Origin of the sequence: Streptomyces sp. NPDC050617 (assembly GCF_040654795.1) — a bacterium.
Taxonomy (GTDB): domain Bacteria; phylum Actinomycetota; class Actinomycetes; order Streptomycetales; family Streptomycetaceae; genus Streptomyces.
In genome coordinates this window covers 105,385-128,284 of sequence record NZ_JBFAIS010000027.1, presented here as the reverse complement: position 1 = coordinate 128,284, position 22,900 = coordinate 105,385, and the positions used below count along the sequence as shown (strand labels likewise).

General features: G+C 71.0%; 19 protein-coding genes and 1 tRNA gene. 7 read left to right on the top strand and 13 right to left on the bottom strand.

The genetic code is table 11. The features are described 5' to 3' along the window. Nucleotides 1-102: 102 nt before the first annotated feature. The 3 genes from AB0I49_RS29790 to AB0I49_RS29780 form a co-directional block, all read right to left on the bottom strand. Nucleotides 103-933: an aldo/keto reductase gene (locus AB0I49_RS29790; RefSeq protein ID WP_363230214.1), complete on the bottom strand. Its 831-nt coding sequence runs from the start codon at nucleotides 931-933 to the stop codon at nucleotides 103-105. A 205-nt stretch (nucleotides 934-1,138) separates the two neighbouring features. Continuing rightward, nucleotides 1,139-2,962 carry an AMP-dependent synthetase/ligase gene (locus AB0I49_RS29785; RefSeq protein ID WP_363230213.1) on the bottom strand — a complete coding sequence of 608 codons (1,824 nt, stop codon included), beginning with the start codon at nucleotides 2,960-2,962 and terminating at the stop codon, nucleotides 1,139-1,141. Between the two features lie 145 nt (nucleotides 2,963-3,107). Beyond that, a complete protein-coding gene (locus AB0I49_RS29780) occupies nucleotides 3,108-4,013 on the bottom strand; it encodes a LysR substrate-binding domain-containing protein (protein WP_363230212.1) in 906 nt (301 codons plus the stop codon). Nucleotides 4,014-4,233: 220 nt separating this feature from the next. Here AB0I49_RS29780 and AB0I49_RS29775 point away from each other — a divergent pair, with 220 nt between their 5' ends. Continuing rightward, entirely contained in the window at nucleotides 4,234-5,286 is a 1,053-nt protein-coding gene (locus tag AB0I49_RS29775; protein ID WP_363230211.1) for a bile acid:sodium symporter family protein, read from the top strand. Here the strand turns inward: AB0I49_RS29775 and AB0I49_RS29770 are convergent. Further along, nucleotides 5,184-5,567: a hypothetical protein gene (locus AB0I49_RS29770; protein WP_363230210.1), complete on the bottom strand. Its 384-nt coding sequence runs from the start codon at nucleotides 5,565-5,567 to the stop codon at nucleotides 5,184-5,186. The two genes, AB0I49_RS29775 and AB0I49_RS29770, sit on opposite strands and share 103 nt — an antisense overlap. Nucleotides 5,568-5,588: 21 nt before the next feature. Continuing rightward, complete coding sequence (locus tag AB0I49_RS29765) at nucleotides 5,589-7,010, bottom strand: MFS transporter (RefSeq protein WP_363230209.1); 1,422 nt, start codon at nucleotides 7,008-7,010, stop codon at nucleotides 5,589-5,591. A 64-nt stretch (nucleotides 7,011-7,074) separates the two neighbouring features. On the opposite strand from AB0I49_RS29765, the gene AB0I49_RS29760 reads away from it, so the two are divergent. Next, nucleotides 7,075-7,848: a winged helix-turn-helix domain-containing protein gene (locus tag AB0I49_RS29760; RefSeq protein WP_363230208.1), complete on the top strand. Its 774-nt coding sequence runs from the start codon at nucleotides 7,075-7,077 to the stop codon at nucleotides 7,846-7,848. A 291-nt stretch (nucleotides 7,849-8,139) separates the two neighbouring features. Next, nucleotides 8,140-9,576 carry an MFS transporter gene (locus AB0I49_RS29755; protein WP_363230207.1) on the top strand — a complete coding sequence of 479 codons (1,437 nt, stop codon included), beginning with the start codon at nucleotides 8,140-8,142 and terminating at the stop codon, nucleotides 9,574-9,576. 55 nt (nucleotides 9,577-9,631) lie between these two features. On the opposite strand, the gene AB0I49_RS29750 is transcribed toward AB0I49_RS29755, so the two are convergent. Together AB0I49_RS29750 and AB0I49_RS29745 are read right to left on the bottom strand one after the other, a co-directional pair. Next, nucleotides 9,632-11,482, bottom strand: coding sequence for a sialidase family protein (locus AB0I49_RS29750; RefSeq protein ID WP_363230221.1), 1,851 nt, complete (start codon nucleotides 11,480-11,482; stop codon nucleotides 9,632-9,634). A gap of 204 nt (nucleotides 11,483-11,686) precedes the next feature. Continuing rightward, nucleotides 11,687-12,619 carry a zinc-binding dehydrogenase gene (locus AB0I49_RS29745; protein WP_363230206.1) on the bottom strand — a complete coding sequence of 311 codons (933 nt, stop codon included), beginning with the start codon at nucleotides 12,617-12,619 and terminating at the stop codon, nucleotides 11,687-11,689. An 82-nt stretch (nucleotides 12,620-12,701) separates the two neighbouring features. Here AB0I49_RS29745 and AB0I49_RS29740 point away from each other — a divergent pair, with 82 nt between their 5' ends. After that, on the top strand, nucleotides 12,702-13,160 hold the full coding sequence (locus tag AB0I49_RS29740; RefSeq protein ID WP_363230205.1) for a MarR family winged helix-turn-helix transcriptional regulator: 459 nt from the start codon (nucleotides 12,702-12,704) through the stop codon (nucleotides 13,158-13,160). Between the two features lie 78 nt (nucleotides 13,161-13,238). Here AB0I49_RS29740 and fdhD read toward each other — a convergent pair whose 3' ends face one another. After that, the gene (gene fdhD, locus AB0I49_RS29735) at nucleotides 13,239-14,087 is read right to left on the bottom strand and encodes a formate dehydrogenase accessory sulfurtransferase FdhD (RefSeq protein ID WP_363230204.1); all 849 of its coding nucleotides are present in this window, start codon (nucleotides 14,085-14,087) and stop codon (nucleotides 13,239-13,241) included. 287 nt (nucleotides 14,088-14,374) lie between these two features. On the opposite strand from fdhD, the gene AB0I49_RS29730 reads away from it, so the two are divergent. Next, complete coding sequence (locus AB0I49_RS29730) at nucleotides 14,375-15,061, top strand: GntR family transcriptional regulator (protein WP_363230203.1); 687 nt, start codon at nucleotides 14,375-14,377, stop codon at nucleotides 15,059-15,061. A gap of 180 nt (nucleotides 15,062-15,241) precedes the next feature. Here the strand turns inward: AB0I49_RS29730 and AB0I49_RS29725 are convergent, their stop codons facing one another. From AB0I49_RS29725 to AB0I49_RS29715, 3 genes are all read right to left on the bottom strand, one after another. Further along, nucleotides 15,242-16,636, bottom strand: coding sequence for an OFA family MFS transporter (locus tag AB0I49_RS29725; protein ID WP_363230220.1), 1,395 nt, complete (start codon nucleotides 16,634-16,636; stop codon nucleotides 15,242-15,244). Between the two features lie 199 nt (nucleotides 16,637-16,835). Further along, complete coding sequence (gene frc / locus AB0I49_RS29720) at nucleotides 16,836-18,095, bottom strand: formyl-CoA transferase (RefSeq protein ID WP_363230202.1); 1,260 nt, start codon at nucleotides 18,093-18,095, stop codon at nucleotides 16,836-16,838. Between the two features lie 228 nt (nucleotides 18,096-18,323). Further along, nucleotides 18,324-19,613 carry a DUF2254 domain-containing protein gene (locus AB0I49_RS29715; RefSeq protein WP_363230201.1) on the bottom strand — a complete coding sequence of 430 codons (1,290 nt, stop codon included), beginning with the start codon at nucleotides 19,611-19,613 and terminating at the stop codon, nucleotides 18,324-18,326. A gap of 141 nt (nucleotides 19,614-19,754) precedes the next feature. Between AB0I49_RS29715 and AB0I49_RS29710 the strand changes: the two genes are divergently transcribed. Continuing rightward, a tRNA-Leu gene (locus AB0I49_RS29710) sits at nucleotides 19,755-19,839 on the top strand. A gap of 165 nt (nucleotides 19,840-20,004) precedes the next feature. On the opposite strand, the gene AB0I49_RS29705 is transcribed toward AB0I49_RS29710, so the two are convergent. Next, complete coding sequence (locus tag AB0I49_RS29705) at nucleotides 20,005-20,727, bottom strand: DUF998 domain-containing protein (protein ID WP_363230200.1); 723 nt, start codon at nucleotides 20,725-20,727, stop codon at nucleotides 20,005-20,007. 403 nt (nucleotides 20,728-21,130) lie between these two features. Here AB0I49_RS29705 and AB0I49_RS29700 point away from each other — a divergent pair, with 403 nt between their 5' ends. Continuing rightward, complete coding sequence (locus AB0I49_RS29700; protein WP_363230199.1) at nucleotides 21,131-22,168, top strand: amidohydrolase family protein; 1,038 nt, start codon at nucleotides 21,131-21,133, stop codon at nucleotides 22,166-22,168. 110 nt (nucleotides 22,169-22,278) lie between these two features. Here the strand turns inward: AB0I49_RS29700 and AB0I49_RS29695 are convergent, their stop codons facing one another. Further along, the gene (locus AB0I49_RS29695) at nucleotides 22,279-22,830 is read right to left on the bottom strand and encodes a lanthionine synthetase LanC family protein (protein ID WP_363230219.1); all 552 of its coding nucleotides are present in this window, start codon (nucleotides 22,828-22,830) and stop codon (nucleotides 22,279-22,281) included. Between the last annotated feature and the right edge of the window lie 70 nt (nucleotides 22,831-22,900).

The following is a 22,900-nucleotide window of genomic DNA, read 5'->3' as shown; positions in this document are numbered from 1 at the left end:
GTGAACTCCCTGACATGCGGGCCTCCGACTCCGAACGCGACCGCATCGCCGAGGCCCTGCGGCCGCTTCTCTACGCGAAGTGGACGAAGCGTCGGAGGACCGTCAGAGGTCGAAGGACTCCGGGTCCGGGCCCAGCCGGTTGCCGGAGTCCAGCGTCGCGATCGACGCCAGGTCCTCGTCGTCCAGCTCGAAGCCGAAGACGTCGATGTTCTCCTTGATCCGGGACGGGGTCACGGACTTGGGGATGACGATGTTGCCGAGCTGGATGTGCCAGCGCAGCACCGTCTGCGCCGGGGTGACGCCGTGCTTCCGCGCGATGGCGGCGATCTTCGGGTCGTCCAGCAGGTCCTTGCCCTGGCCCAGCGGGGACCACGCCTCGGTGGCGATGTTGTGCTGGGCGTGGTAGGCGCGCGCCTCGGCCTGGGCGAACTGCGGGTGCAGCTCGATCTGGTCCACCGCCGGCACGACGGACGTCTCGGCGGCGAGCTGCTCCAGGTGGTGCGGCTGGAAGTTGGAGACGCCGATCGCCTTGGCCCGGCCGTCGGCGAGGATCTTCTCGAAGGCCCGGTAGGTGTTCACGGTCTCGCCGCGCCACCAGATCGGCCAGTGGATGAGGTACAGGTCGACGTAGTCCAGGCCGAGCTTGGACAGCGACGCGTCGAACGCGCGCAGCGTGGAGTCGTACCCCTGATCGGAGTTCCACAGCTTCGTCGTGACGAACAGTTCGGCACGGTCGATGCCGGAGGCCGCCAGCGCCTTGCCGGTGCCTTCCTCGTTCTCGTACGCGGCGGCGGTGTCGATGCTGCGGTAGCCGGCCTCCAGGGCGTGGCCCACCGCGGTGAACGCCTCGTCGTCGGCGACCTGCCACACACCGAAGCCGAGCTGTGGCATTTCGACGCCGTTGTTGAGGGTGATGGAGGGGATCTTGCTCACGGCAGATCGATCCTTAATCGTCGGAATGCTGATACTTCATGGTGAACTATCAGCCAGTTTGGCGCATTCCCGCTCAGTCGATCGGATGTCATGCGCACTGCAACGTATGCCCGGCACCGCGGGGCGAGTATGCGCGGTACAGCCCATCGACCTCTGCGCGCTGCACCGCGCGCCCGCCGCTCCGCGCGGCGCCGCGCGCCCGCCGTTACCCGCGGTACAGCGCGTCGACCTCCGCCGCGTACGCGCTCTCGATCGCCTTGCGCTTGAGCTTGAGCGACGGCGTCAGCAGCCCGTCCTCCTCGCTGAACGGCGCGGCCAGTATCCGGAACGTACGGATCGACTCGGCGTGCGAGACGAGCGTGTTCGCGGCCACCACCGCCCGCCGGACCTCCGTCTCCAGATCCGGGTCCCGTACGAGCGCGGCGGCGGCCGGCACCGGCTTGCCGCGCATCATCAGCCAGTGCGCGACGGCCTCCGCGTCAAGGGTGATCAGCGCCGCCACATACGGGCGGTCGTCGCCGACGACGATGCACTGGGCGACCAGCGGATGGGCCCGGACCCGCGCCTCCAGGGCCACCGGCGACACGCTCTTGCCGCCCGAGGTCACCAGGATCTCCTTCTTGCGGCCCGTGATGGTCAGATACCCGTCCTCGTCGAGGGCCCCGAGGTCGCCGGTGGCCAGCCAGCCGTCCCGGAGCACCGCCTCGGTCGCCTTCGCGTCCCCCAGATAGCCGGCGAAGACCTGGCCGCCGCGCAGCCAGACCTCACCGTCGTCCGCGATGCGCACGCTGGTGCCGGGCACCGGCCGCCCCACCGTGCCGAAGCGGGTCTGCTCGGGCGGATTGGCGGTGGCCGCGGCCGTCGACTCGGTGAGCCCGTACCCCTCGAAGATGGTCACGCCCGCGCCCGCGAAGAACAGCCCGAGCCGCCGCTCCATCGCCGAGCCGCCCGACATCGCGTGCCGCATCCGGCCGCCCAGCGCCTCGCGCACCCTGGCGTAGACGACCTTGTCGAAGAACTGGTGGCGCACCCGCAGCGCCGCGCTCGGGCCGTGCCCCGTGCCGAACGCCTTGCGCTCCACCGCCTCCGCGTACCGCACCGCCACGTCCACGGCCTTGTCGAAGGGGCCCGCCTTCCCCTCCGTCTCGGCCGCGCGCCGGGCCGCGCCGAAGACCTTCTCGAAGATGTACGGAACGGCCAGGACGAACGTCGGCCGGAAGGACTGGAGGTCCGCGAGCAGCACCGGGGCCGCGAGCTGCGGCTGGTGGGCCAGCTTGATCCGGCCGCGCACCGCCGCGATCTGCACCATCCGCCCGAAGACGTGCGCGAGCGGCAGAAACAGCAGCGTCGACGCCTCGTCGCCGGGGTGGGAGCGGAAGGCGCTCTCGTACCGCTGGACGATGTTGTCGGTCTCGGCCATGAAATTGGCGTGCGTGATGACGCAGCCCTTGGGCCGGCCGGTGGTGCCCGAGGTGTAGATGACGGTCGCGGGGGAGTCGGGGGTGAGCGCCAGCCGGTGCCGGTGCACCACCTCGTCCTCGATGTGCGCCCCGGCCGCGTACAGCTCCGCCAGCGCGCCCGCGTCCAGCTGCCACAGTCGGGCCAGCCGCGGCAGCCGGTCGATGACGGACCCGACGGTCATCGCGTGGTCCTCGTGCTCTACGACGCAGGCGCACACGCCCGCGTCGTAGAGCGTCCAGAAGACCTGCTCGGCGGAGGCCGTGGGGTAGAGCGGGACCGGCTGGGCGCCGATGGTCCACAGGGCGAAGTCGAAGAGCGTCCACTCGTAGCGGGTGCGGGACATGAGGGCCACTCGGTCGCCGAACCGCACGCCCTGGGCGAGCAGCCCCTTGGCCAGCGCGAGCACCTCGTCGCGGAACAGCGCCGCGCTCACGTCCCGCCAGTCGCCGTCCGCCCTGCGGCTGAGAGCTGCCCGGTCCGGGTCCTCCGAGGCGTGGTCGAACACGACGTCCGCCAGCCCTCCGACGTGGGGCTCCGTCGCCATCGGGGGGACGGTGAACTCACGCAACTACCCGCTCCTTGTGACACTCCGTATCCACATGGTGTCGCGACCGTATCCGATCCCGCACGGCTCCAGAACACCTTCTCGGCGGCTCGATGACGCGGCCCGGCGCGCATCTGCACCGAATCCCCCCGACGCGGGCACTGGGCCGTTACCCCAGGACCGGACCAATACGGGGCGCCCCCTGGAGCCGGTCGCCGCCCGCCAGAATCGTCTCCGCGAGCGCCTCCGCGGGCCCCCGCGCCGAGCCCGCGCGGGCCGCGTGCAGCAGCACGACGTCGATGCCGCCGAGGTCGGGCAGGCCCGCACGGGCCGGCACGCCGAGCAGCCCCGGCGGAATCATGCCCCGCGTGTGCGCCATCACGCCCAGCCCCGCCCGCGCCGCCGCGATCAGCCCGTTCAGGCTGCGGCTCGTACACGCGACGCGCCAGGAGCGGCCGTGCCGCTCCAGCACCTCCAGCGCCCGGGCGCGGGTGACGCCCGGCGCGGGGTAGAGGACCAGCGGCAGCGGCCGGTGCGGATCGATCCGCAGCCGCGCGCTGCCGATCCAGACGAGCCTGTCGCGCCACACCAGCTCCTCCCGCACCCCGGCGTGGCCGCGCTGCTCCTCCGGGTGGCGCTTGGCCAGCACCAGGTCGAGGCGGCCGGCGGCCAGCAGTTCGTGCAGCGTCTCGGACAGCTCCACGGTCAGCTCCACCTCGACCTCCGGGTGGTCGCGGCGGAAGGCGTCCAGGATCTCGGGCAGCCGGGTCAGCACGAAGTCCTCGGAGGCCCCGAACCGCAGCCGTCCGTGCAGGCGGGTGCCCGCGAACCAGGTGGCGGCCCGCTCGTTGGCCGCCAGGATCGTCCGGGCGAAACCCAGCATGGCCTCGCCGTCCTCCGTGAGCTGCACGCTGTGCGTGTCCCGGACGAAGAGCTGCCGGCCGGCTTGCCCCTCCAGCTTGCGCACCTGCTGGCTCACGGTCGACTGGCGCACCCCGAGGCGCTGCGCGGCCTGCGTGAAACTGAGGGTCTGCGCGACCGTGAGGAAGGTACGGAGGTGCGCCGGTTCGAACATGCCGCCCAGGCTAGCCGCGTACGGGGCTGTTATCGCGATGTGTGATGACAGTCAGCACGGTCAGAGGGGTTCCCGATACGTCCGGACAGGGGCAGGCTGGAGAGGGCACCGTGCAACGCCAGTCAATCCATGTAACGCCAGTTAACTCGTGGGACAAGCAGACACCGTTTCGGTCGGTCCTCCCGAAGCGGAGCAGCCGGCCGCCGAGCGAAGAGAGACCATGCGTCGCCCAGCTTTCCTGTCCAGACTCCCGGTGGACCCCTACATATGCGCGCTGCTCGGCACGGTGGCCCTCGCCGCGGTACTGCCCGCGCGCGGCGCGGCCGCGCCGGTCGCCGACGGGGCGTCCACGGGAGCGGTGGCGCTCCTGTTCTTCCTCTACGGAGCGCGGCTGTCCACCCGCGAGGCCATGGATGGGATGCGCCACTGGCGGCTCCACCTCACCGTACTGGCCTGCACGTTCGCCATCTTCCCGCTGCTGGGACTGGCCACCCGCGGCCTGGTCCCGTACCTGCTCAGCCCGCAGCTCCACACCGGACTGCTCTTCCTGTGCCTGGTGCCGTCCACGATCCAGTCCTCCATAGCCTTCACCTCCATCGCGCGCGGCAACGTGGCGGCGGCGGTCTGCGCGGGCTCCTTCTCCAGCATCATCGGCATCGTCATCACCCCGCTGCTCGCCGCCCTGGTCCTCGGCAACAGCGGCGGCGGCCTCTCGCTGGACTCGCTGGTCTCCATCCTGCTCCAGCTCCTGGCCCCGTTCGCCGCCGGGCAGCTGCTGCGCCGCTGGGTCGCGGGCTTCCTCGTACGGCACAAGAAGGTGCTCGGCTACGTCGACCGCGGCTCGATACTCCTCGTCGTCTACGCGGCCTTCAGCGAGGGCATGGTGCGCGGCATCTGGCACCAGGTGACGGTGTGGCGGCTGCTCGGCCTGCTGGTGGCGGAGGCCCTGGTGCTGGCCGTGATGCTCACCCTGACCACGTTCGGGGCGCGCAAGCTGGGCTTCAACCGGGAGGACCGGATCGCGATCACCTTCTCGGGCTCGAAGAAGAGCCTCGCCGCCGGGCTGCCCATGGCCACCGTGCTCTTCGGCGCCCAGGCCAGCCTGGCGGTGCTGCCGCTGATGCTCTTCCACCAGATGCAGCTGATGGTCTGCGCGGTACTGGCCAAGCGCTACGCACGCCAGGCGGACGCGTCGGCTTCTCCGTCGGAGACGGATCCGGAGGCAACGCCGGCGGCGGAGCCCTCCGGTGAACGGGCGGACGCCGCGGCGTAGTTCGGGGGCGCGGTGTCCAGGTGCGCGACGGGGGAGGGGGCGGCCCGTCGGCCCGTACGCCAGGCGAGGAGCGCGCCGAGCGCGAACGCGCCGGAGGCGATCACCGCCGACAGATGGACCCCGGCGACGAGGCTGCCGCCGGTCGCGGCGAGGGTGCCGAAGAGCGCCACGCCGAGGGCGTTGCCCACCTGGCGGGCCACGTTGAAGACGGCGGAGGCCATGCCCGAGCCGCCCGCCGGGGCGGACTCCATGATCGCGGCAGTGGCCGCGGGGACGGTCATCGGCACCCCTAGGCCCTGTCGTCAAAATCCCGTCGTTCGCCCGGAGGGCGGGCTCCGCAGGGGGCACCTCCCAGCGGTAGCTGGGGGAGTCTGGTGCGTGCTCTCGCAAGGCGGAGGGCCATCCCTGTACTGGGCGTACCGGGATGATCCCGACAACGCGGCGAGAGTGCGTGCCAGGCGTCGCGGAGCAGGCGGGATTTTGACGACAGGGCCTAGCCCCGTCGCGACGAGCGGGAACAGCAGCCACGCGTAAGCAGTGCCGGGCCCCGCCGCCAGCCACCCGAGAAACCCGACCGCGCCCAGCAGCATCCCCCAGGCCATCGGCCGGTACGGACCGAAGCGCGCGGTCAGCCGCCCGGACAGCGGCGCGGAGACGAACACCATGGCGGCGGCGGGCAGGATGGCGAGACCGGTGGCGAGGGGGCCGTAACCGCGTTCCTGCTGGAAGTAGAGGGCGGCGAGGTAGAGCAGCCCGTAGAAGCCGAGGTTGAGCAGCACCCCGATCACGGCGGTGGCCGCCACGCCGCTCCGCCGGAACAGGGACGGGGGCAGCAGCGGAAGCCGGGGCGCGGCGACGGCCTGACGCCCGTCGCCGACCGTGAGGGCGGCCTCCAAGCGCCGCTCCACGACGACGAAGGCGCCCAGCGCCGGCGCCGCGACGCCGAACGCGCCGAGCACGAGCGGCGAGGCCCACCCCTCCCCGCTCGCTTCGTTGAGCGCGGTCGCCAGCGCCGCGAGCCCCAGCACGGCCAGCGTCTGCCCGGCGGGATCGAACCGGGCGCGTACCCGGCGAGGGGCGGAGGCGGCGCGCCCTTCGCGCGCGGGCCCCGGTACGTACCGCAGGGTCAGGAGTATGGCGAGGGCGCCGACCGGCAGGTTGAGCCAGAACACCGCGCGCCAGTCCAGCCCCGCGAGCATCAGCCCGCCCAGCACCGGGCCGGACGCGAAGCCGATCCCGGACACGGCGGCCCAGGCCCCGAACGCCCTCGCCCGCACCGCCCGTTCGGGGTAGGCGTCGCCCACGAGCGCCAGCGAGCACGGCACCAGGAGCGCCGCGCCCACCCCCTGGAGGAGACGGGCCGCGATGAGCGCGCCCGTCGTCGGCGCGAGCCCGCAGCCGATCGAGGCGAGCGTGAACGCACCGAGCCCGGCGAGGAAGACCCGGCGGTGCCCGAGCCGGTCGCCCAGCCCGCCCCCGAGCAGCAGTAGCGCCGCGAAGACGGCGCTGTAGCCGTCGACGATCCACTGCAGCCCGGCGGCGCTCGCGTGCAAGGACGTACGGATGCCGGGCACGGCGACGGTCACCACCGTGACGTCCAGCATGACCATGAAGTAACCGAGGCTGAGCGCCACGAGCGGCGGCAACGGCATCGAGGGCCGGGCCACACGGCCCGACCGGCCGGCGATATCGGCGAGGGGCTTGAAAGGCTTGGCGGTGGACATGGTGAAAGTCTCGGACCGTATTACTTCGCCGCCCGACGAAGTATGGCCGCCGTACCCTTGAACCATGACCACGCAGCAGAGCTGGGACTCGGACATCGCGCGCGCCGCGGCCCTGTTCGCCGACCCGTCCCGCGCCCGCATCCTGAAGGCGCTCTCCGACATGCGGGCGCTGCCGGCCTCGCTGCTGGCCGCCGAGGCGGGCGTCTCGGCCCCGACGGCGAGCGCCCACCTGGCCAAGCTCGTGGAAGCGGGCATGGTCGACGTCGAGAAGAACGGCCGCCACCGCTACTACCGCCTCAGCGGCCCCGAGATCTGCGCCGCCATCGAATCCCTCGCCCTCATCGCGCCCCCGCTGCCCGTCACCTCACTCCGCGAGGGCAGCCGCGCCAACGCCCTCCGCCGCGCCCGCACCTGCTACGACCATCTGGCCGGGCGGCTGGGCGTAGCGCTGATGAGCGCCCTCATCGACCGCTCCCTGCTCACCGGCCACGACGGCGTCCACCGCCCCGAACAGGCCGTGCGCGACCGGCTCTCCGCCTACGGCCGCGACATCGACTACCAGCTCACCGAGGCCGGCCATCGCGAACTCGCCTCCTTCGGCGTCGACATGGACCAGCTCCCCTCCCGCCGCCCCGCCATCCGCTACTGCGTCGACTGGAGCGAACAGCGCCACCACCTCTCCGGCGCCCTGGGCGCCGCCCTCGCCCAGCGCCTCTTCGAACTCGACTGGCTCCGCCACGGCCCGAGCCCCCGAGTCGTGCACCTCACGGACGAGGGCACAACCGGCCTGCGACAGGTCTTCGGCGTACGCACCGGGGACAGCGCCGAGAAGCGCTAGGCGCGCGCCTCGGCTCAGCCCCACGTCGGGCCTGCCTCTGCGCTACCCCCACTGCGGAACCCAGCAGAACCAGGCACTCCCGGCGCCGCTGTCACCGAAGCACCGCCGTCACCCACGCATTGCCGTCTCCCACGCATTGCCGTCACCAACGCACCGCCGTCACCGAGGCACAGCGGGGGAGCTGGCCGCGGGGTCGCGCTCCCCCTGCTGCCCGCCGGGGGCGCGCATGCCAGGGCATGTGCGCCTGTACGCCGATGCGAGATCCGTGAGGCGAATGGGAGCATGAGTTCTATGCCCTCAACTACCGCGTCCACAGAGCTGCCTGACCACATACGCCAGAGGAACTCTCCTGCCTGGCTGGTGACACTGCTGGTCTGCGCCGGGCAGTTCCTCGTCGTGCTGGACGTCTCCGTCGTCAACGTGGCGCTGCCCGCGATGCGCGGCGGGCTCGGGCTGAGCGAACTGGGGCTGCAGTGGGTGGTCAACGCCTATGTGATCACCTTCGCGGGCTTCATGCTGCTCGGCGGCAGGGCAGCCGACATCTTCGGCCGCAAGCGGATCTTCGTGGTCGGGCTCGTGCTCTTCACGGTCGCGAGCCTGGCGGGCGGTCTCGCCCAGGAGGCATGGCAACTGGTCGCCGCACGCACGGTGCAGGGCGTCGGCGCGGCCGTGCTGTCCCCGGCCTCCCTCACCATCCTCACCACCTCCTTTCCGGTGGGGCCCGCCCGCACCCGCGCGATAGCCACCTGGACCGCCGTCGGCGCGGGCGGCGGCGCGGTGGGCGGCCTCGTCGGCGGGGTGCTCACGGAGTACCTCTCCTGGCGCTGGGTGCTGCTGATCAACGTGCCCGTCGGCGCCCTCGTCCTGGCCGGCGCCGCGCTGTGGCTGACGGAGAGCCGCCGGAGCGAGGCACGTCGGCGGCTGGACGCACCGGGCGCGCTCCTGGTGACCGCCGGCCTCGCCCTGGTCGCGTACGGCATCGTGCAGACCGAGTCGCAGGGCTGGACCGCCCCGGTCGCCCTGCTGCCGATGGCCGCCGGACTGGTCGTCCTTGCGGCCTTCGTGGCGGTCGAGGCCCGCACCAGCGCGCCCCTGATGCCGCTGAAGCTCTTCCGCATCCGCTCGGTCTCGTCGGCGAACGCGGCGATGGTCCTGGCCGGCGCCGCCATGTTCTCCATGTGGTACTTCCTCTCCCTCTACATGCAGAACGTCCTCGGCTACACCCCCCTGCAAGCCGGACTCTCCTTCATCCCGCACTCCCTGAGCATCGTCCTCGGCTCGAAGATCGCCCCCCGCCTCATGCACCGCATCGGCGCCAAGAACCTCGCCATCGCCGGAGCGCTGATATCCGCGGCCGGCATGATCTGGCAGAGCGGCATGAGCGCCGACGGCGCCTACCTCACCGACATCCTCGGGCCCGGCATCCTCATGGCCCTCGGCGCGGGCCTGACCGCCACCCCCGTCGCCTCGCTCGGCACCTCCGGCGCCGAACCCTCCGACCAGGGGCTCGTCTCCGGCCTGATCAACACCTCCCGCCAGATGGGCGGCGCTCTCGGCCTGTCGATCCTCTCCACCGTCGCCGCCTCCCGCATCGGCTCCGGCGGCGGCAGGAGCGCCATGGCCGACGGCTACGGCCTGGCCTTCGGCGTCGGCTCGCTCGTCCTGCTGTGCAGCGTGCTCCTGATGGTCCTCACCCTCCCCCGCCACCGCGACACCACCCACACCTGATCGCCCCGACAAACCGAAGGGTCGGCCTCGTCGGGGGAGCGCCCCCCGGCCCGTCTCACCACCTCCCCACGCGGTCCAACGGCAGCCATACCACCGTCGCCCCACCGTCGACCGGGGCGTTGTCCGTCCGGGTGCGGTCCAGCTCCGCGTCGGACAGCGCCCGCCCGTATACCCGCGCCTCGTCCAGATCCCCCGTCAGATACGCGCGGCTGTCGGCCTTCTGCCCCAGGTGCACCCCGAACGGCGAGGTGCGGCTCACCGAGCCCGGCACATCGGGCACGCTGCTCGCCACGCCGTCGACGGTCAGCACGAGCTGCCCGTCACCGCGCCGCAGCGCCAGATGGTGCCACTGGCCGTCGTTGTACGCCCCCTGGCTGCTGACGACGGCCGTCCTGGCCGGCGCCGCGCCCGATAACACCGTGATCCGCCCGCTTATTCGCCCTCCCGCCGGCTCCGCCCATAACGCCACCTGCGGGGACCTGTCGCCCACCCCGCCCATCCACAGAAGCGGCTGCTCGCCGCCGGCCGCGCCGTAGCGGAACCACAGCGCCGCGGTGAAGTCGCGGGACCCGAGCGGCAGCGCGCCGCGGTAGGGCAGGCGGACGGCGTCGTCCTTCCCGTCGAAGGCGAGCCCGCGCCCGAACCTGCCGTCCGTCGGCCGCGCACCGCCGAGCACGGAAGCGGCCCGCGCTCCCGCCGCGCGGTCCCGCGTCCTGGGGCCCGCCGCCCGGCGCGGACCGAGCCAGCGCTCCGTGAAGCGCGCGAACCGGATCTCCTCCCGCGCCTCATGCGCACCGCCCTCGTAGAGCAGCCCGGTCCGTCGGCGGTCGATCGTCACCATGTCCGAGTAGCCCGACCAGTCGCTGGTGACGGCCTTGCCGCGGTCCGCGCTCTCCCAGGTCCGCCCCTCGTCGTAGGAGGAGCGGATCATCATCGTCCGTCGGCGGTCCGGGTCGGCCGGCAGGGACAGGAGCCAGCGGCCCGGCCGCCGCTGGATGACGGAGCCCTGCACCATGGGCGTATAGAGATCCGGGATGGTGCGGAACGGCGCGGCGAAGCTGTCGCCGCCGTCGCGGCTGACGGCGTAGTCGCGGTTGCCGAGGTCGACGCCGTCCTGCTCGCGACCGTTCACATAGATCGCGCCGTCGCTCCGCTCGGCGAGCGTCATCTCGGAGGGCTTCTGGCGGAAGGTGCCGCCGGGGGAGATGGGCCAGCTGTCGACCGCGCCGATGTGCCAGTGCCGCCCGCCGTCGTCGCTGTGCATGAGCGCCGCGTGGTTGGCGGTCACCCGGCGGCCGTTCCAGCTCTCGGCGTTGACGGAGAAGACCAGACGGCCGCGGTGCCGCCCGTGGGCGAGCTGGATGCCGTGCACGGGGCCGGTCGCGTACCAGGAGTTCCAGCCGCGCGGCCGCAGCTCGCGGCTGACGTTCCGCGACGGCGACCAGCTCGCGCCGTCGTCGTCGCTGTACTGCATATGGGGCGTCCGGTCGCAGGGCACGTCGCAGCTCTTCGCGTCGGAGCGACCCTTGTTGTGGGTGGTGGCCAGCACGATGCGGCCGCTGTCGCGGTCGACGACCGGCGCGGGGTTGCCGTGCGTGTCGCCCTTGCCCCGGTCGACCACCTGGAGCCGGCCCCAGGTGCGGCCGCCGTCGGTGGAGCGCTTGAGGACGAGATCGATGTCGGTCGCGTCGCCGCAGTTGTGCTTCCGGCCCTCGGCGAAGGCGAGCAGGGTGCCGTGGGCCGAGCGGACGATGGCGGGAATGCGGAAGCACGCGTAGCCGCGCTCCTGCGACGCCTTGAACAGGACGCGCTGGTCGAAGTCGGCGGGCGCCGCCGAAGGGGCGGCGCCCGAGGCGGGAGCGGGGAGGGGTAGCAGAGCGAGCAGCGCCCCCGAGGCCAGGGTCATGGCCCGCCGCAGCCACCGCCTGACGGTGTGTCCGCTGATGAGGCGTCTGCTGACGACATGTCGGTGCAGTGCACGAAGATTCGAATCCATGGTGCGCCCTTCACGACAGCTGGAGGTCCAACGTCCCATGTCCCATGTGCGGTGCGCAGAACGTAATCACCGCCCCTTCACACCCACAAGAACCGCGCGTCACCTGGCCGGGAGTCACCCGGTATGCAGGATCACCTTGCCGAGATTGGCGCGCGTCTCGATGATCGCGTGGGCCGCCGCAGCCTGCACCAGGGGCAGTTCGGCGTGGATCGCCGGCCGCAGGACCCCCTCGGCGAAGAGCCGCCACAGCTCCGCGCGCCACCGCTCGTACAGCCGCGGCCGCTCACGGGCTATCAGCCCGAGCTGGAAGCCGATCGCGGATTTAGCCCCCACGAGGAGGTCGTACGCCTGGATGGCCCCACCTCCCGAGCTGAACGCCACCAGCCGGCCACCCGGCGCGAGGGCGGCGACGGCGCGGGGGAGCAGCTCCCCGCCGACCGCGTCCAGCACGATGTCCACCGGATCGCCCCAGGGCTCGTCCCCATACGCCACCACTTCGTCAGCCCCCAGTCCCTTCAGGAACACCGCCTTCTCCGGTGAACTCGCGGCGGCCACGACACGGCCCGCGCCTCGCGCTTTGGCGAGCTGCACGGCGAGGTGCCCCACCCCGCTCGCCGCTCCGGTGACCAGCACCGACTCGCCCGCCGAGGGCCGTGCGGCCTCGTACGCGCCGAAGGCGACCAGCCCGGACCGTACGAGCGCGACGGCCTCGGCCGCACTCGCGCCGTCGGGTATGTGCGACGCCATGGCAGCACTGAGCAGCGCCCGGTCCGCGTAGCCGTCGCCGAAGCAGAGGCCGGTGACGCGGTCGCCCAGGGAGAATCCGGTGACGTCCGGGCCGAGCGCGACGATCTCTCCGGCCACCTCGCCGCCGAGGCTCGCGGGCAGCGGCTGCCCGCCCTCGCGGACCTTCCGCACGACGGGCAGGGTGACGCCGATCGCCTCCGTGCGCAGCAGCAGCTCACCGGGGCCGGGGCCGGGCGCCGGGGCCTCCTCGACGCGCAGGACCTCGGGGTCGCCGTTCTCGTGATACCGGACGCGTCGCACGCTTACCTCCCGCTGTCGTTGGGAGTCCCAACGATACACGATTTCATTGGGAAGCCCAATGTTTTTTCGATAGAGTTTTCCCATGACCGAGAACCCACCCGCCCTCGCGCGGATCCAAGCCCTGCCCAGCTGGCTCCTCAACCGCGCCGCCGCCCGCGGCCGACGGCTGGTGAGCGAGGCCCTCGCGCAGGACGGACTGCGCATGCCGCACCACGCCGTGCTCTCCGCCGTCGCCGACCTGGGGCCGGTGGCCCAGGCGGAACTGGGGCGCTCGACGGGCTTCGACCCCAAGGACATGGTCGGATTCCTCAACGACCTGGAGGCCGCGGGGCTCATCACCCGCGCACCGGACCCGAAGGACCGCCGCAAGAACGCCATCGCCATCACCCCGGCGGGTCGCCGCCGCCTGATACGGCTCGCCCGGCTGGGCGACGAGGCCAACGAGGCGCTCCTCGCCCCGCTCTCGGTCACCGAGCGCGAACTGCTCCTGGCGCTGCTCGCCCGCGTGGTCGAAGCCGAGGCGGACGCTGCCGAGGAATAGCAGGGGATGGAGAGATAGGGAATAGGGGGAACAGGGGGCGCGGCAGGGCGGACGCGCGGTCGGCCCTGCCGCTTGAGGTCAGTCCCTCCCGGCCTCCGCGTGCAGCGCGATCCGGTGGTCGCCCGCGTACACGTTCATGGAGGAGCCGCGGAGGAAGCCGACCAGGGTCAGCCCCGTCTCCACGGCGAGGTCGACGGCGAGAGAAGAGGGGGCGGAGACGGCCGCGAGCATGGGGATGCCGGCCATCACCGCCTTCTGCGCCAGCTCGAAGGAGGCCCGCCCGGACACCAGCAGGATCGCGTCGGAAAGCGGCAGCCGCCCCTGCTGAAGGGCGCGGCCGACGAGCTTGTCGACGGCGTTGTGGCGGCCCACGTCCTCGCGTACGTCGATGAGTTCGCCGTCGGGGGTGAAGAGCGCCGCGGCGTGCAGCCCCCCGGTCCGGTCGAACACGCGCTGCGAGGCGCGCAGCCGGTCGGGCAGGGCGGCGAGCAGTTCGGGGGTGATGCGGACCGGCAGCGCGTCGGCGATCTCCCAGCGCGTCGTGGTCCGTACGGCGTCCAGGCTCGCCTTGCCGCACAGGCCGCACGACGAGGTGGTGTAGACGTTGCGTTCCAGGGTGATGTCGGGGACCGGGACGCCGGGCGCGAGCCGCACGTCCACCACGTTGTACGTGTTGGACCCGTCCTCGGTCGCCCCCGCGCAGTAGACGATGTTCGCCAGTTCGTCCGCGCTGCCGAGAACGCCCTCGCTCACCAGGAAGCCCGCCGCCAGCGCGAAGTCGTCGCCGGGCGTGCGCATCGTGATGGCCAGCGGTTTTCCGTTCAGCCGGATCTCCAGTGGCTCCTCCATGACGAGCGTGTCCGGACGCGCGCTCACGGCTCCGTCGCGAATGCGGATGACGCGGCGTCGCGCGGTGACCCGTCCCATGTCGATCAGTCCCGTCCGTCCGATCCAGCGTGTACCGTCCGAGGTGGCCCTCGGCTGGTCCATTGTCCTGTACGTATAGGAAGAGCGGACGCGCGGTCCGCGCCACGCGAATGGCGTGGGAAAGCGTCGAAAACGCGGATTCACTCTTCATACAGCGGAATATTGTCTACAGTATTCCACAGGAGTTGGGTGGTGCGCGGAGCATGCTCGAACTTTCTTGCGAGGCGTGCCGGTCAGCCGTCTAAAGTTCGCCGTAGACCGTAGACAGAAACCAACGGAGGGGCCCGATGCTGTCCGCCGGACTGCCACAGGGATCGGTACCGAAACTCGAACGCCCCGGACCACTGCGCGAGCGAGTGTATGAGGCGTTGCTCGACCTGATCACCACGCGCGCCCTACAGCCCGGTCAGCACCTGGTGGAGAGCGAGCTCGCCGGCCACCTCGGCGTCTCCCGACAGCCCGTGCGCGAGGCGCTCCAGCGGCTCAACACCGAGGGCTGGATCGACCTGCGCCCGGCGCAGGGCGCGTTCGTCCACGAGCCCACCGAGGAAGAGGCCGACCAGCTGCTCTCCGTCCGTACGCTGCTGGAGGCCGAAGCCGCCAGGCTCGCCGCGGCGAACGCCACCTCGGCCGGCATCTCGGAGCTGGAGACGCTGTGCGCGCAGGGCGAGGGAGCGGTGCGCGAGGACGACGTGGAGGCGGCCGTCGCGGCCAACGCCGAGTTCCACGCCAAGGTCATGGAACTGGCGGGCAATGCCGTGCTGACCGAGCTGGCCGAGCAGGTCGGCCGCCGCGTCCGCTGGTACTACACGCCGATCGCGCGGCAGCGCGGCAAGCAGTCGTGGATCGAGCACCGCGAACTGATCGCCGCGATCACCGCCCGCGACGAGCAGAAGGCGACCGAGATCATGCGCACCCACACCGAGCACACCCGTCTCTCTTACCACCAGCGCGACACCTCGATCCCTTCCTGACGCGAGCTCCGGCCTGAGCCCCGCCCGGGGCCCGCGCCGCTCCCCGCGTCGGTACGCGCGTACGTACGGCCGTACCGACGCGGGACCGTACGGCCGTACGGCCCGGAGGCATCCGTGCCTCCGGGCCGTACGCGCGAGCGCCGCCGATCGGCCGCGGGCCCGCCGAACCGTGTGGATCGCCTAGATCGCCTCGCGGTGAACCGGCAGCGGGCTCGTCTTGACCTTGGCCCGCCGGGGCAGCCGGGGCTGACCCGGCGGCCGCAGCAGCATGGAGCACCCCGCCGCGACCAGCGAGATGCCGCCGGCCAGGACGTACGCCCCGGAGAAGCCCCAGGCCGAGACCACCATCGCGCCCAGTCCGCCGCCGAACAGGCCGCTGACCAGTTTCGCGCTGTAGACCAGCCCGTAATTGGACGCGTTGTGGTTTTCGCCGAAATAGTCGGGGACCAGTGCGGCGAACAGCGGGAAGAAGGCGCCGCCGCCGAATCCGGAGATGACGGCGAAGACCAGGAACATGAATTGGTTGCGGGCGTCGCCGGCCCACAACACTCCGAACTGTGCCAATCCCTCGATCACGAGCACGACCACCAGCGTCGGCTTCCGTCCCCACCGGTCCGATATCCAGCCGACGGCGCCCCGCCCCGTTCCGTTGATCACCGACATGACGCCCATGGACATGGCCGCGACCAGCGGGCCGAATCCGACCTCCTTGGCGAAGGGCACCTGGAAGGAGATGCCGAAGATCGACACCCCTGCGATGATGACGAGGCAGAACCACATCAGCGGCAGCATTCCGGTACGGATGGCCTCCATAGGACCGTACTGACGGGCCGCCGGGGGATTCTTGGAGAGGCTGCCGGCGTTCTTGCCGGCAGTGCGCGGGCTCAGCGGGTCGATATGCGCGGGCCACCAGTTCTTGGGCGGGTCCTTGAAGAAGAAGGCGCAGCAGCCCACCACGAGCAGCACGTACAGTCCGACCAGGTCCAGCACCTCCCGGTAATCACCGGCGTCGAAGGTGTAGTTGAAGATGAAGATGAACGGCAGCGCGCCGTACGCGAACCCGCCGTTGACGAATCCGGTCTTGCCGCCGCGGCGCTCCGGGTACCACTTGCCGACCATGTTGATGCAGGTCGCGTAGACCATTCCGGCGCCGGTACCGCCGATGACCCCGAAGCCGACGATCGCCTCGACGACGTTGTGCAGATGCGAGATCGACAGGAATCCTACGCAGGCCAGCGCGGCTCCCAGGAACATCGCCGCACGCGCCGACAGCAGCCCCTTCTCCCGCAGCCGGCCGGCGGGGAAGGCGATGCCGGCCTGGAAGAAGACCCAGACGCTGAGGATCCAGAAGGTGTTGGTGTTCGTCCAGCCGTGCGCCTTGTGGAGCGTGCTCTCGGCGGACCCGTAGGCGTACTCGAAGACGCTGATGCCCATCATCGCGACCCACGGCAGTATCACCATCAGGCGGCGTTTGTGTCCGAGGATGTCGAGGTCGGTCTCGCCGACGCGATAGACGCGCCCTTTGCTGTCCGTGATCTCCCGGAAAGCAGGTGCTCCGGCGTCCTGCCGGCCCATGTCCTGCCGTCCGTCGTTCCGTCGTTCCGCTGTGCTCATGCTGTTGTCCCCTTGCTTCGAAAGAACCCGATCAGTTCCCCCTGTTCCGGTCTCTTCGCGAGCTCGGGGACGCGCTACATCACCAAGTGGCCCACCGTCCGGGCACATGCGGCTCGCATCGCACGCACGGTCCGTACAACCGCCTTGACATGACCTTTCATCAAATCACCCCTTCCATTGCGAGTTGCCGAAGTTCCTTCTCGTCGAGGCCCAGCTCCCCGGCGTATATCTCCGAGTTGTGCTCACCGAGCAGCGGCGGGCGGTCGATGTCGGTGGGGGAGTCGGAGAGCTTGATGGGCGACCCGACGGTGGTGAACGTCCCGCGCTCGGGGTGCTCGACCTCGACGACCATTCCGTCGGCGGCGAGCGAGGCGTCCGCGAGGATCTCCTTGGTGGAGAGGACGGGGCCGCAGGGAATGCCGTGCGCGGTGAGCCGTTCCAGCACTTTCCACTTGGGCAGCGTGCTCGTCCATTCCTCGATCAGCTGGAACACCTTGCCGAGTTTGGGCAGTCGGGCCTCGGGCGTCGCCCATTCCGGGTCCGACGCCAGCTCCGGGCGGCCGAGCAGCTCGGTGATGGGCTGCCAGCCGGCGGGCTGGACGATGACGTAGACGTAGTCGTTGGGGCCGCCGGGCGCGCACTTGACCGCCCATCCGGGCTGGCCGCCGCCGCTCGCGTTGCCCGAACGCGGCACCTCGTCGCCGAAGCCCCCGCTCGGGCAATCGGCGGACGGGTACTCGGCCAACGGTCCGTTCGCGAGACGCTGTTGGTCGCGGATCTTCACCCGGCAGAGGTTGAGGACGGCGTGCTGCATGGCGACGTTGACGCGCTGCCCGCGCCCGGTGTGCTCGCGCTGGTAAAGGGCGGCGAGGATGCCGGCGACCGCGTGCACGCCGGTGCCGGAGTCGCCGATCTGCGCGCCGGTCGCCATCGGCGGCCCGTCCGCGAAGCCCGTCGTGGCCATCGACCCGCCCATGGCCTGCGCGACCACCTCGTACGCCTTGAACTCGGTGTACGGGCCGTCCCCGAAGCCCTTGATGGAGGCGTAGACGATCCGGGGGTTGATCTCCTGGATCCGCTCCCACGCGAAACCCATCCGGTCCACCGCGCCGGGCCCGAAGTTCTCCACCATCACGTCCGAGCGGCGGATCAGCTCGGTGAGGATCTCCTTGCCGCGCGTGGTCTTGGTGTTGAGGGTGATGCTGCGTTTGTTGCAGTTGAGCATGGTGAAGTAGAGCGAGTCCACGTCGGGGAGATCGCGGAGCTGGCCGCGGGTGATGTCTCCGGTGGGAGCTTCGAGTTTCACCACGTCCGCGCCCATCCAGGCGAGGAGCTGAGTGGCGGACGGGCCGGACTGCACATGCGTCATGTCGAGCACACGCACACCGTCAAGTGCCCTGGCTGTGCCGCGCTTTGCCACAGCGGGCCTCCTTACTTGTCGCACCTGTGCCACGTGGGGGGAGGGGGTGGCGCCCCCGTTCGCAGTGGATTGCATACAGTCGACGAATACTGTATGAGACTTGGTACTCCCTCTCGGCGGTCGCTGTCCAGAGGGCCGGGGAGGGGCTGAGGAAATTGAGACAAGAACAAGCGAGGCGGAGCGAGCGCGTGGCCGTGAGCGTGCTCCGAAGATGTGCGGAAGCGTCGCTCAGCCGATGCCCTGCCGATCGGGCAGCAGCGCGAACGCCCGGTCGGCGGCCTCCGGGACCGTACGTTCCACGGCCTGGACCAGGAGCGTACGGTGCCGGGCCAGCGGCACCCGCCGCTCCTCGTCAGCGAGCCACCACAGATCGTCGAGCGCGGCCATCATCCGCCGGCTGACCTGTGGGTTTCCCTCGGCGCACCCCCGAATCTCGCTGAACCCGAGATCCACGAGGTCGGTCCACGCCGGCAGCTCCTGCACCAGCCGCACCACGCCTTTCGTGTCGCGGTGGTGCAGCACACCCAGCGGCCGGTCCGCGACGGCCGCCAGGAACTGGGTGATCCGGTCCAGGCACTGCACGGCCGTCGTCGGATCGTTCACGGCGGGGGACAGGGCGCGCAGCGCGATGTCGGAGAGCTGGCGCAGCCCGAACGCCGGGTCCTGGTGGTACGTGCGCTCGACGCCGACGGTCATGGTGTGCCGCAGGGCGCGCCGCGACGGTTCGGTGCCGCCGTGCACGGCGAGTACGGGCGTCCCCGGCACCACGAAGTCCCCGATCCGCGGTACGAGCCGCAACACCGCGTCGTTCCGTCGGGCGATCCGTACGAGCCGCGCGATATGCACATCCCGCAGCACCCCGGCCCGCCCCTGGTGCGCGGCCTCGGCCACCGCCTCCGGCAGGACGGGCGCGTCCCCGCTCCCGTACTCGTACCGGTCGAGCACCCGGAACGCCTCATGCGTGATCCGGTCGACGACATGGCTGACCCGCATCAGCCGGATCGTCGAGTTCACGTAGGCGATGAACAGCACCAGACTCACCAGCACCAGAACCACACAGGTGAGACTGGAGATGACGGGCACCGTCGACACCGTGCGCGGGTCCGCGTCGCCTTCGTACGACGTCTGCACCAGCAGGGCGAACAGGAAGGTGGCCAGGAACACCGCGAACGTGCACTTGGTGATCCGGCTGCGCACGTAGAGCCGCACCACGCGCGGTGAGAACTGCCCGCTGGCCATCTGCAGCGCGACCAGGCTGATCGAGAAGACCACGCCGATGAAGGTGAGCATCGCGGACCCGACAGTGGTGACGATCGTCTTGGTGTCCTCGGCGATCTTGATCAACGAGCGGACGGTCCCGTACTCGCCGTCGTCCTGCAACACCTCGATCAGCAGATTGTCCAGCGCGAGCACCACCGCGGCCAGCGCGATCGCCCCGACGAGCCCCACCGCGGGCGTGAACCAGAACGTATCCCGCAGATGCTCCCGCAACGGCGAGAGCGGCCGCGGCCTGCGCATTCCGCCGATCTGTACAGTTTGCCCGCTGTTGCCCATAAATGGAGATTATGTCTTGAGCGAATAGCCAGGTGAAAGGCACTCCGAAACCTTGGTATTGTTGTCCATGTCGCCGCGGGCAACGCCCCGCACCGACGACACCTGGTCCGGGTGGCGGAATGGCAGACGCGCTAGCTTGAGGTGCTAGTGCCCTTTATCGGGCGTGGGGGTTCAAGTCCCCCCTCGGACACAATCAGCAAGATCACCGGTGCTGGCCGAATCTCGGCCGGCACCGTTTGCGTTTCCCGGCCGTACGTCGGTCGCGGTGCGAGCTGTCGGTAGACCTCGGCCTTGGCGGCGGGGAGAGTTTCGGGCGTCCTGCGGTCTGCGTACGCCGGTGGTCTGCGTGCGGCGATCAGGCGTTCGCGGTGCCGGAGCAGCTGCTGCGGTCGGCCGGCTGTGCCGGGCTGTTCGGCAGGTCGGCTGCCAGCAGGCACAGCCACACCCCCACCGTGACCAGGTGCAGCCGCTGGGTGATCCCCTGCCCGCCCGGATAGCCCACATACGGCCCGGCGGAGGCGATCGCCGTGGCCATCGACACCGGCAGCAGCCACACCGCCCAGCGGCCCGCCCGCGATCCGCTGCCCGTGGCCGAACGGGCGGCGAGGATGAAAGCCGCTATCGAGGCGAAGATGAACAGGTGCACCAGACCGCTGGTGAGCGTGTGCGCGACGTTGTCGACCGGGCATCCCGCCTCCTGGGAGGGCGCGCACCGCATCGGCAGCGCGACATCCGCCACCGAGCAGACCCCGAACGCGGCCACCGCCCCCCATCCCGCGGCCGACCACCCACGCCGCCCCGGCGCGGCCGCGGCCAGGCCGGCCGCGGCCAGAACTATGGCGGCCGTGGCCAACTCGACCACGTTGAACACCATCCGGTGCGGCCGGCCGACGGCGAAGGCCTCGCTGACATAGGAGTCGCGCCAATCCAACCCGGTGGGCACCCACCACTGCAGCAGCCAGTCGTTGTACAGCACGCCGGCCGCCGCCAGCAGACCCGCCGCTGCCCACTGCCGTATCCCCGCCCCGTCGGTCGGACGCCGGACGTCGCGCCCGCCGCGCCTGACCACACCCCGCATTTCCACCTGTGGCCCTCACTGATCGACCCGGTCCCGATCTTCGATCCCTACCCGCGCCGGGCGAGGGGCTAGCAGGAATGGGAGCGGCGCCTCCTCGAATCCGCAGGTCAGTGCTGGTGACGCGGTCCCTCCAAAGGAGCAATATCCGTCAGCCTTGCCGCAGCGGATCGATCGCGGCGTCGATGGCGGCGATGGCGCGGCGGGGTGCGTCCGCTCGCGCGCGGTGGTGCCGGGCTCCGCGGCGAGCCGCGTATGGGGCGGTTCGGCAGGTACGCATCAACGGTCACGCCGCTCGGGATCCAGTGTGACTATCGCTGATATCGGGATCGTGTTGACATCGATAATATCGGCGGTATCGTTGATGTCGTTCCACTGGAAACGTCAGTGTGGGGGGGGAGCCGTCATGTCCGACCGTCTGCGGATCATCGGGGTGGAAGAGACCGTGGTCGTACCGGCCGTCTACGAGGCGTACCAGCGGGCCGGATCGCCGCAGATCTTCTCGCGCGGCTTCGGTGACAGCCCGATCGCGAAGAACCTGCGCGAGGTCGGCGAGCGGCGACTGGCGCACATGGACGACCAGGGCATCGACGTCGCGGTGCTGTCCCTGTCGTCTCCGGGCGTGCAGGACCTGCCGGAAACCGACGCCGTCGCGGTGGCCCGCGACGTCAATGACCAGCTCGCCGAGATCGTCGCCTCCCGGCCCGACCGCTTCCAGGCGTTCGCCGCGGTACCCACTCAGTCACCGGCCGCGGCAGCCGCCGAGCTGGAGCGCGCCGTGGTCGAGCTGGGATTTCCCGGAGCCATGCTGTACGGCCGCACCGGGGACAAGCCGGCGGACCACCCGGACAACGATGAGTTGTACGCGACCGCCGAGCGGCTGGCCGTGCCGTTGCACTTCCACCCGCAGACACCGCCCCAGCCCGTCATCGACGCCTATTACTCCAACCTCCCGGAGCCCATGGGCCCCGTGCTGGCCGGAGCAGGGCTCGGCTGGTACTACGACCTCGGCGTCCAGTACCTGTGCATGATCTTCTCGGGTGTCTTCGACCGCTTTCCCGGTCTGCAGGTGATCGCCGGACACTGGGGTGAAGTCGTGCTGTTCTACCTCGACCACACCGGATTCTTCGGCGAGGCGGGCGGCTTGCGGCAGCCCTTGGCGGACTACTTCAAGCAGAACTTCTGGGTCGCGGGCAGCGGCACCAACAGCCCCCGCTACCTGCGCTGGACCGCCGAGGTGATAGGCACCGACCGGATGCTGTACTCCACCGACTACCCCTTCACCTACGGCTTCCGCCCCGGCGGCTTCCCCTACGTCGACACCAGCAACGGTGAAGCCCGCTCCTTCCTCGAGAACTCGCCCTTCACCGACGAGCAGAAGGCCGACATCGGCCACCGCAACTGGGAACGCCTCACCGCCCGCGCCAAACGGCCGTCGGCCTGAACCACCAGGCGGCCGCGGGGATCAGGGGATCAGTCGGAAAGCCATCGCGCGCCGGGCGGGGGCCGCTGTCTGGCCGGACGCGCCTCGCCCGGGGGCCGGTCCGCGCCGTGTCAGCGGAGCAGTAGAGCCGTGTCCCACGGCAGTGCCCCGACGGGGGCGGACGGGTTCAGGGCGAAGTGCAGCGCGAGCGCGACGCCTGCCGCCCCGTCGAGGAAGCCGGGGCGGTGGACCGTGGCGGGGCCGACGGGGGCGGTCGCCGGCCACAGGAAGGGGTGCTCCGGGCCGGCGGCTCGGATCAGCGCGGTGGTCAACTCGTCCAGGTGGCCGGACAGTTGCTCGCCGCCGGGTTCGCGGGCCATCAGGGCTGCCACGGTGGTCAGTCCCGCCAGACCGTGGCAGAGCGTGGCGTCGTCGTAGCCACGGTCCCCGCCCGGCGGATCGCAGGCGGCGGCTACGGCCGCCACCGCCTGCCGGTTCCATTCGGGCTCCGCCAGGGCGAGGGCGGCCAGTTGGAGGGAGCGGGCGACGCCGGCCGTTCCGTAGCACCATCCGGCGCGGACCCTGGCCAGGTCCGGACGGTCGCCGGAGGCCGCCGCCAGTTCCGCGTCGAGGGACACGATGTTGGGCCAGCCGGTGCCGTCCGCGCTGCGGCGGGCGAGCAGCCACTCGGCGATGTCGCGGATGGCGGATGGCCTGCTCCTGGCCGGGGACCCGTACGCCCGCGTCGTAGGC

Bases quoted from the DNA above. Each gene is read 5' to 3' on its own strand.
- AB0I49_RS29770 (WP_363230210.1), bottom strand. From the start codon at position 5,567: ATGACCGTCCCCGCGGCCACTGCCGCGATCATGGAGTCCGCCCCGGCG.
- AB0I49_RS29705 (WP_363230200.1), bottom strand. From the start codon at position 20,727: ATGCGGGGTGTGGTCAGGCGCGGCGGGCGCGACGTCCGGCGTCCGACC.
- AB0I49_RS29700 (WP_363230199.1), top strand. From the start codon at position 21,131: ATGTCCGACCGTCTGCGGATCATCGGGGTGGAAGAGACCGTGGTCGTA.
- AB0I49_RS29715 (WP_363230201.1), bottom strand. From the start codon at position 19,613: ATGCGCAGGCCGCGGCCGCTCTCGCCGTTGCGGGAGCATCTGCGGGAT.
- AB0I49_RS29780 (WP_363230212.1), bottom strand. From the start codon at position 4,013: ATGTTCGAACCGGCGCACCTCCGTACCTTCCTCACGGTCGCGCAGACC.
- AB0I49_RS29765 (WP_363230209.1), bottom strand. From the start codon at position 7,010: ATGTCCACCGCCAAGCCTTTCAAGCCCCTCGCCGATATCGCCGGCCGG.
- AB0I49_RS29730 (WP_363230203.1), top strand. From the start codon at position 14,375: ATGCTGTCCGCCGGACTGCCACAGGGATCGGTACCGAAACTCGAACGC.
- AB0I49_RS29740 (WP_363230205.1), top strand. From the start codon at position 12,702: ATGACCGAGAACCCACCCGCCCTCGCGCGGATCCAAGCCCTGCCCAGC.
- AB0I49_RS29775 (WP_363230211.1), top strand. From the start codon at position 4,234: ATGCGTCGCCCAGCTTTCCTGTCCAGACTCCCGGTGGACCCCTACATA.
- fdhD (WP_363230204.1), bottom strand. From the start codon at position 14,087: ATGGGACGGGTCACCGCGCGACGCCGCGTCATCCGCATTCGCGACGGA.
- AB0I49_RS29755 (WP_363230207.1), top strand. From the start codon at position 8,140: ATGCCCTCAACTACCGCGTCCACAGAGCTGCCTGACCACATACGCCAG.
- AB0I49_RS29750 (WP_363230221.1), bottom strand. From the start codon at position 11,482: ATGACCCTGGCCTCGGGGGCGCTGCTCGCTCTGCTACCCCTCCCCGCT.
- AB0I49_RS29760 (WP_363230208.1), top strand. From the start codon at position 7,075: ATGACCACGCAGCAGAGCTGGGACTCGGACATCGCGCGCGCCGCGGCC.
- AB0I49_RS29725 (WP_363230220.1), bottom strand. From the start codon at position 16,636: ATGGGCCGGCAGGACGCCGGAGCACCTGCTTTCCGGGAGATCACGGAC.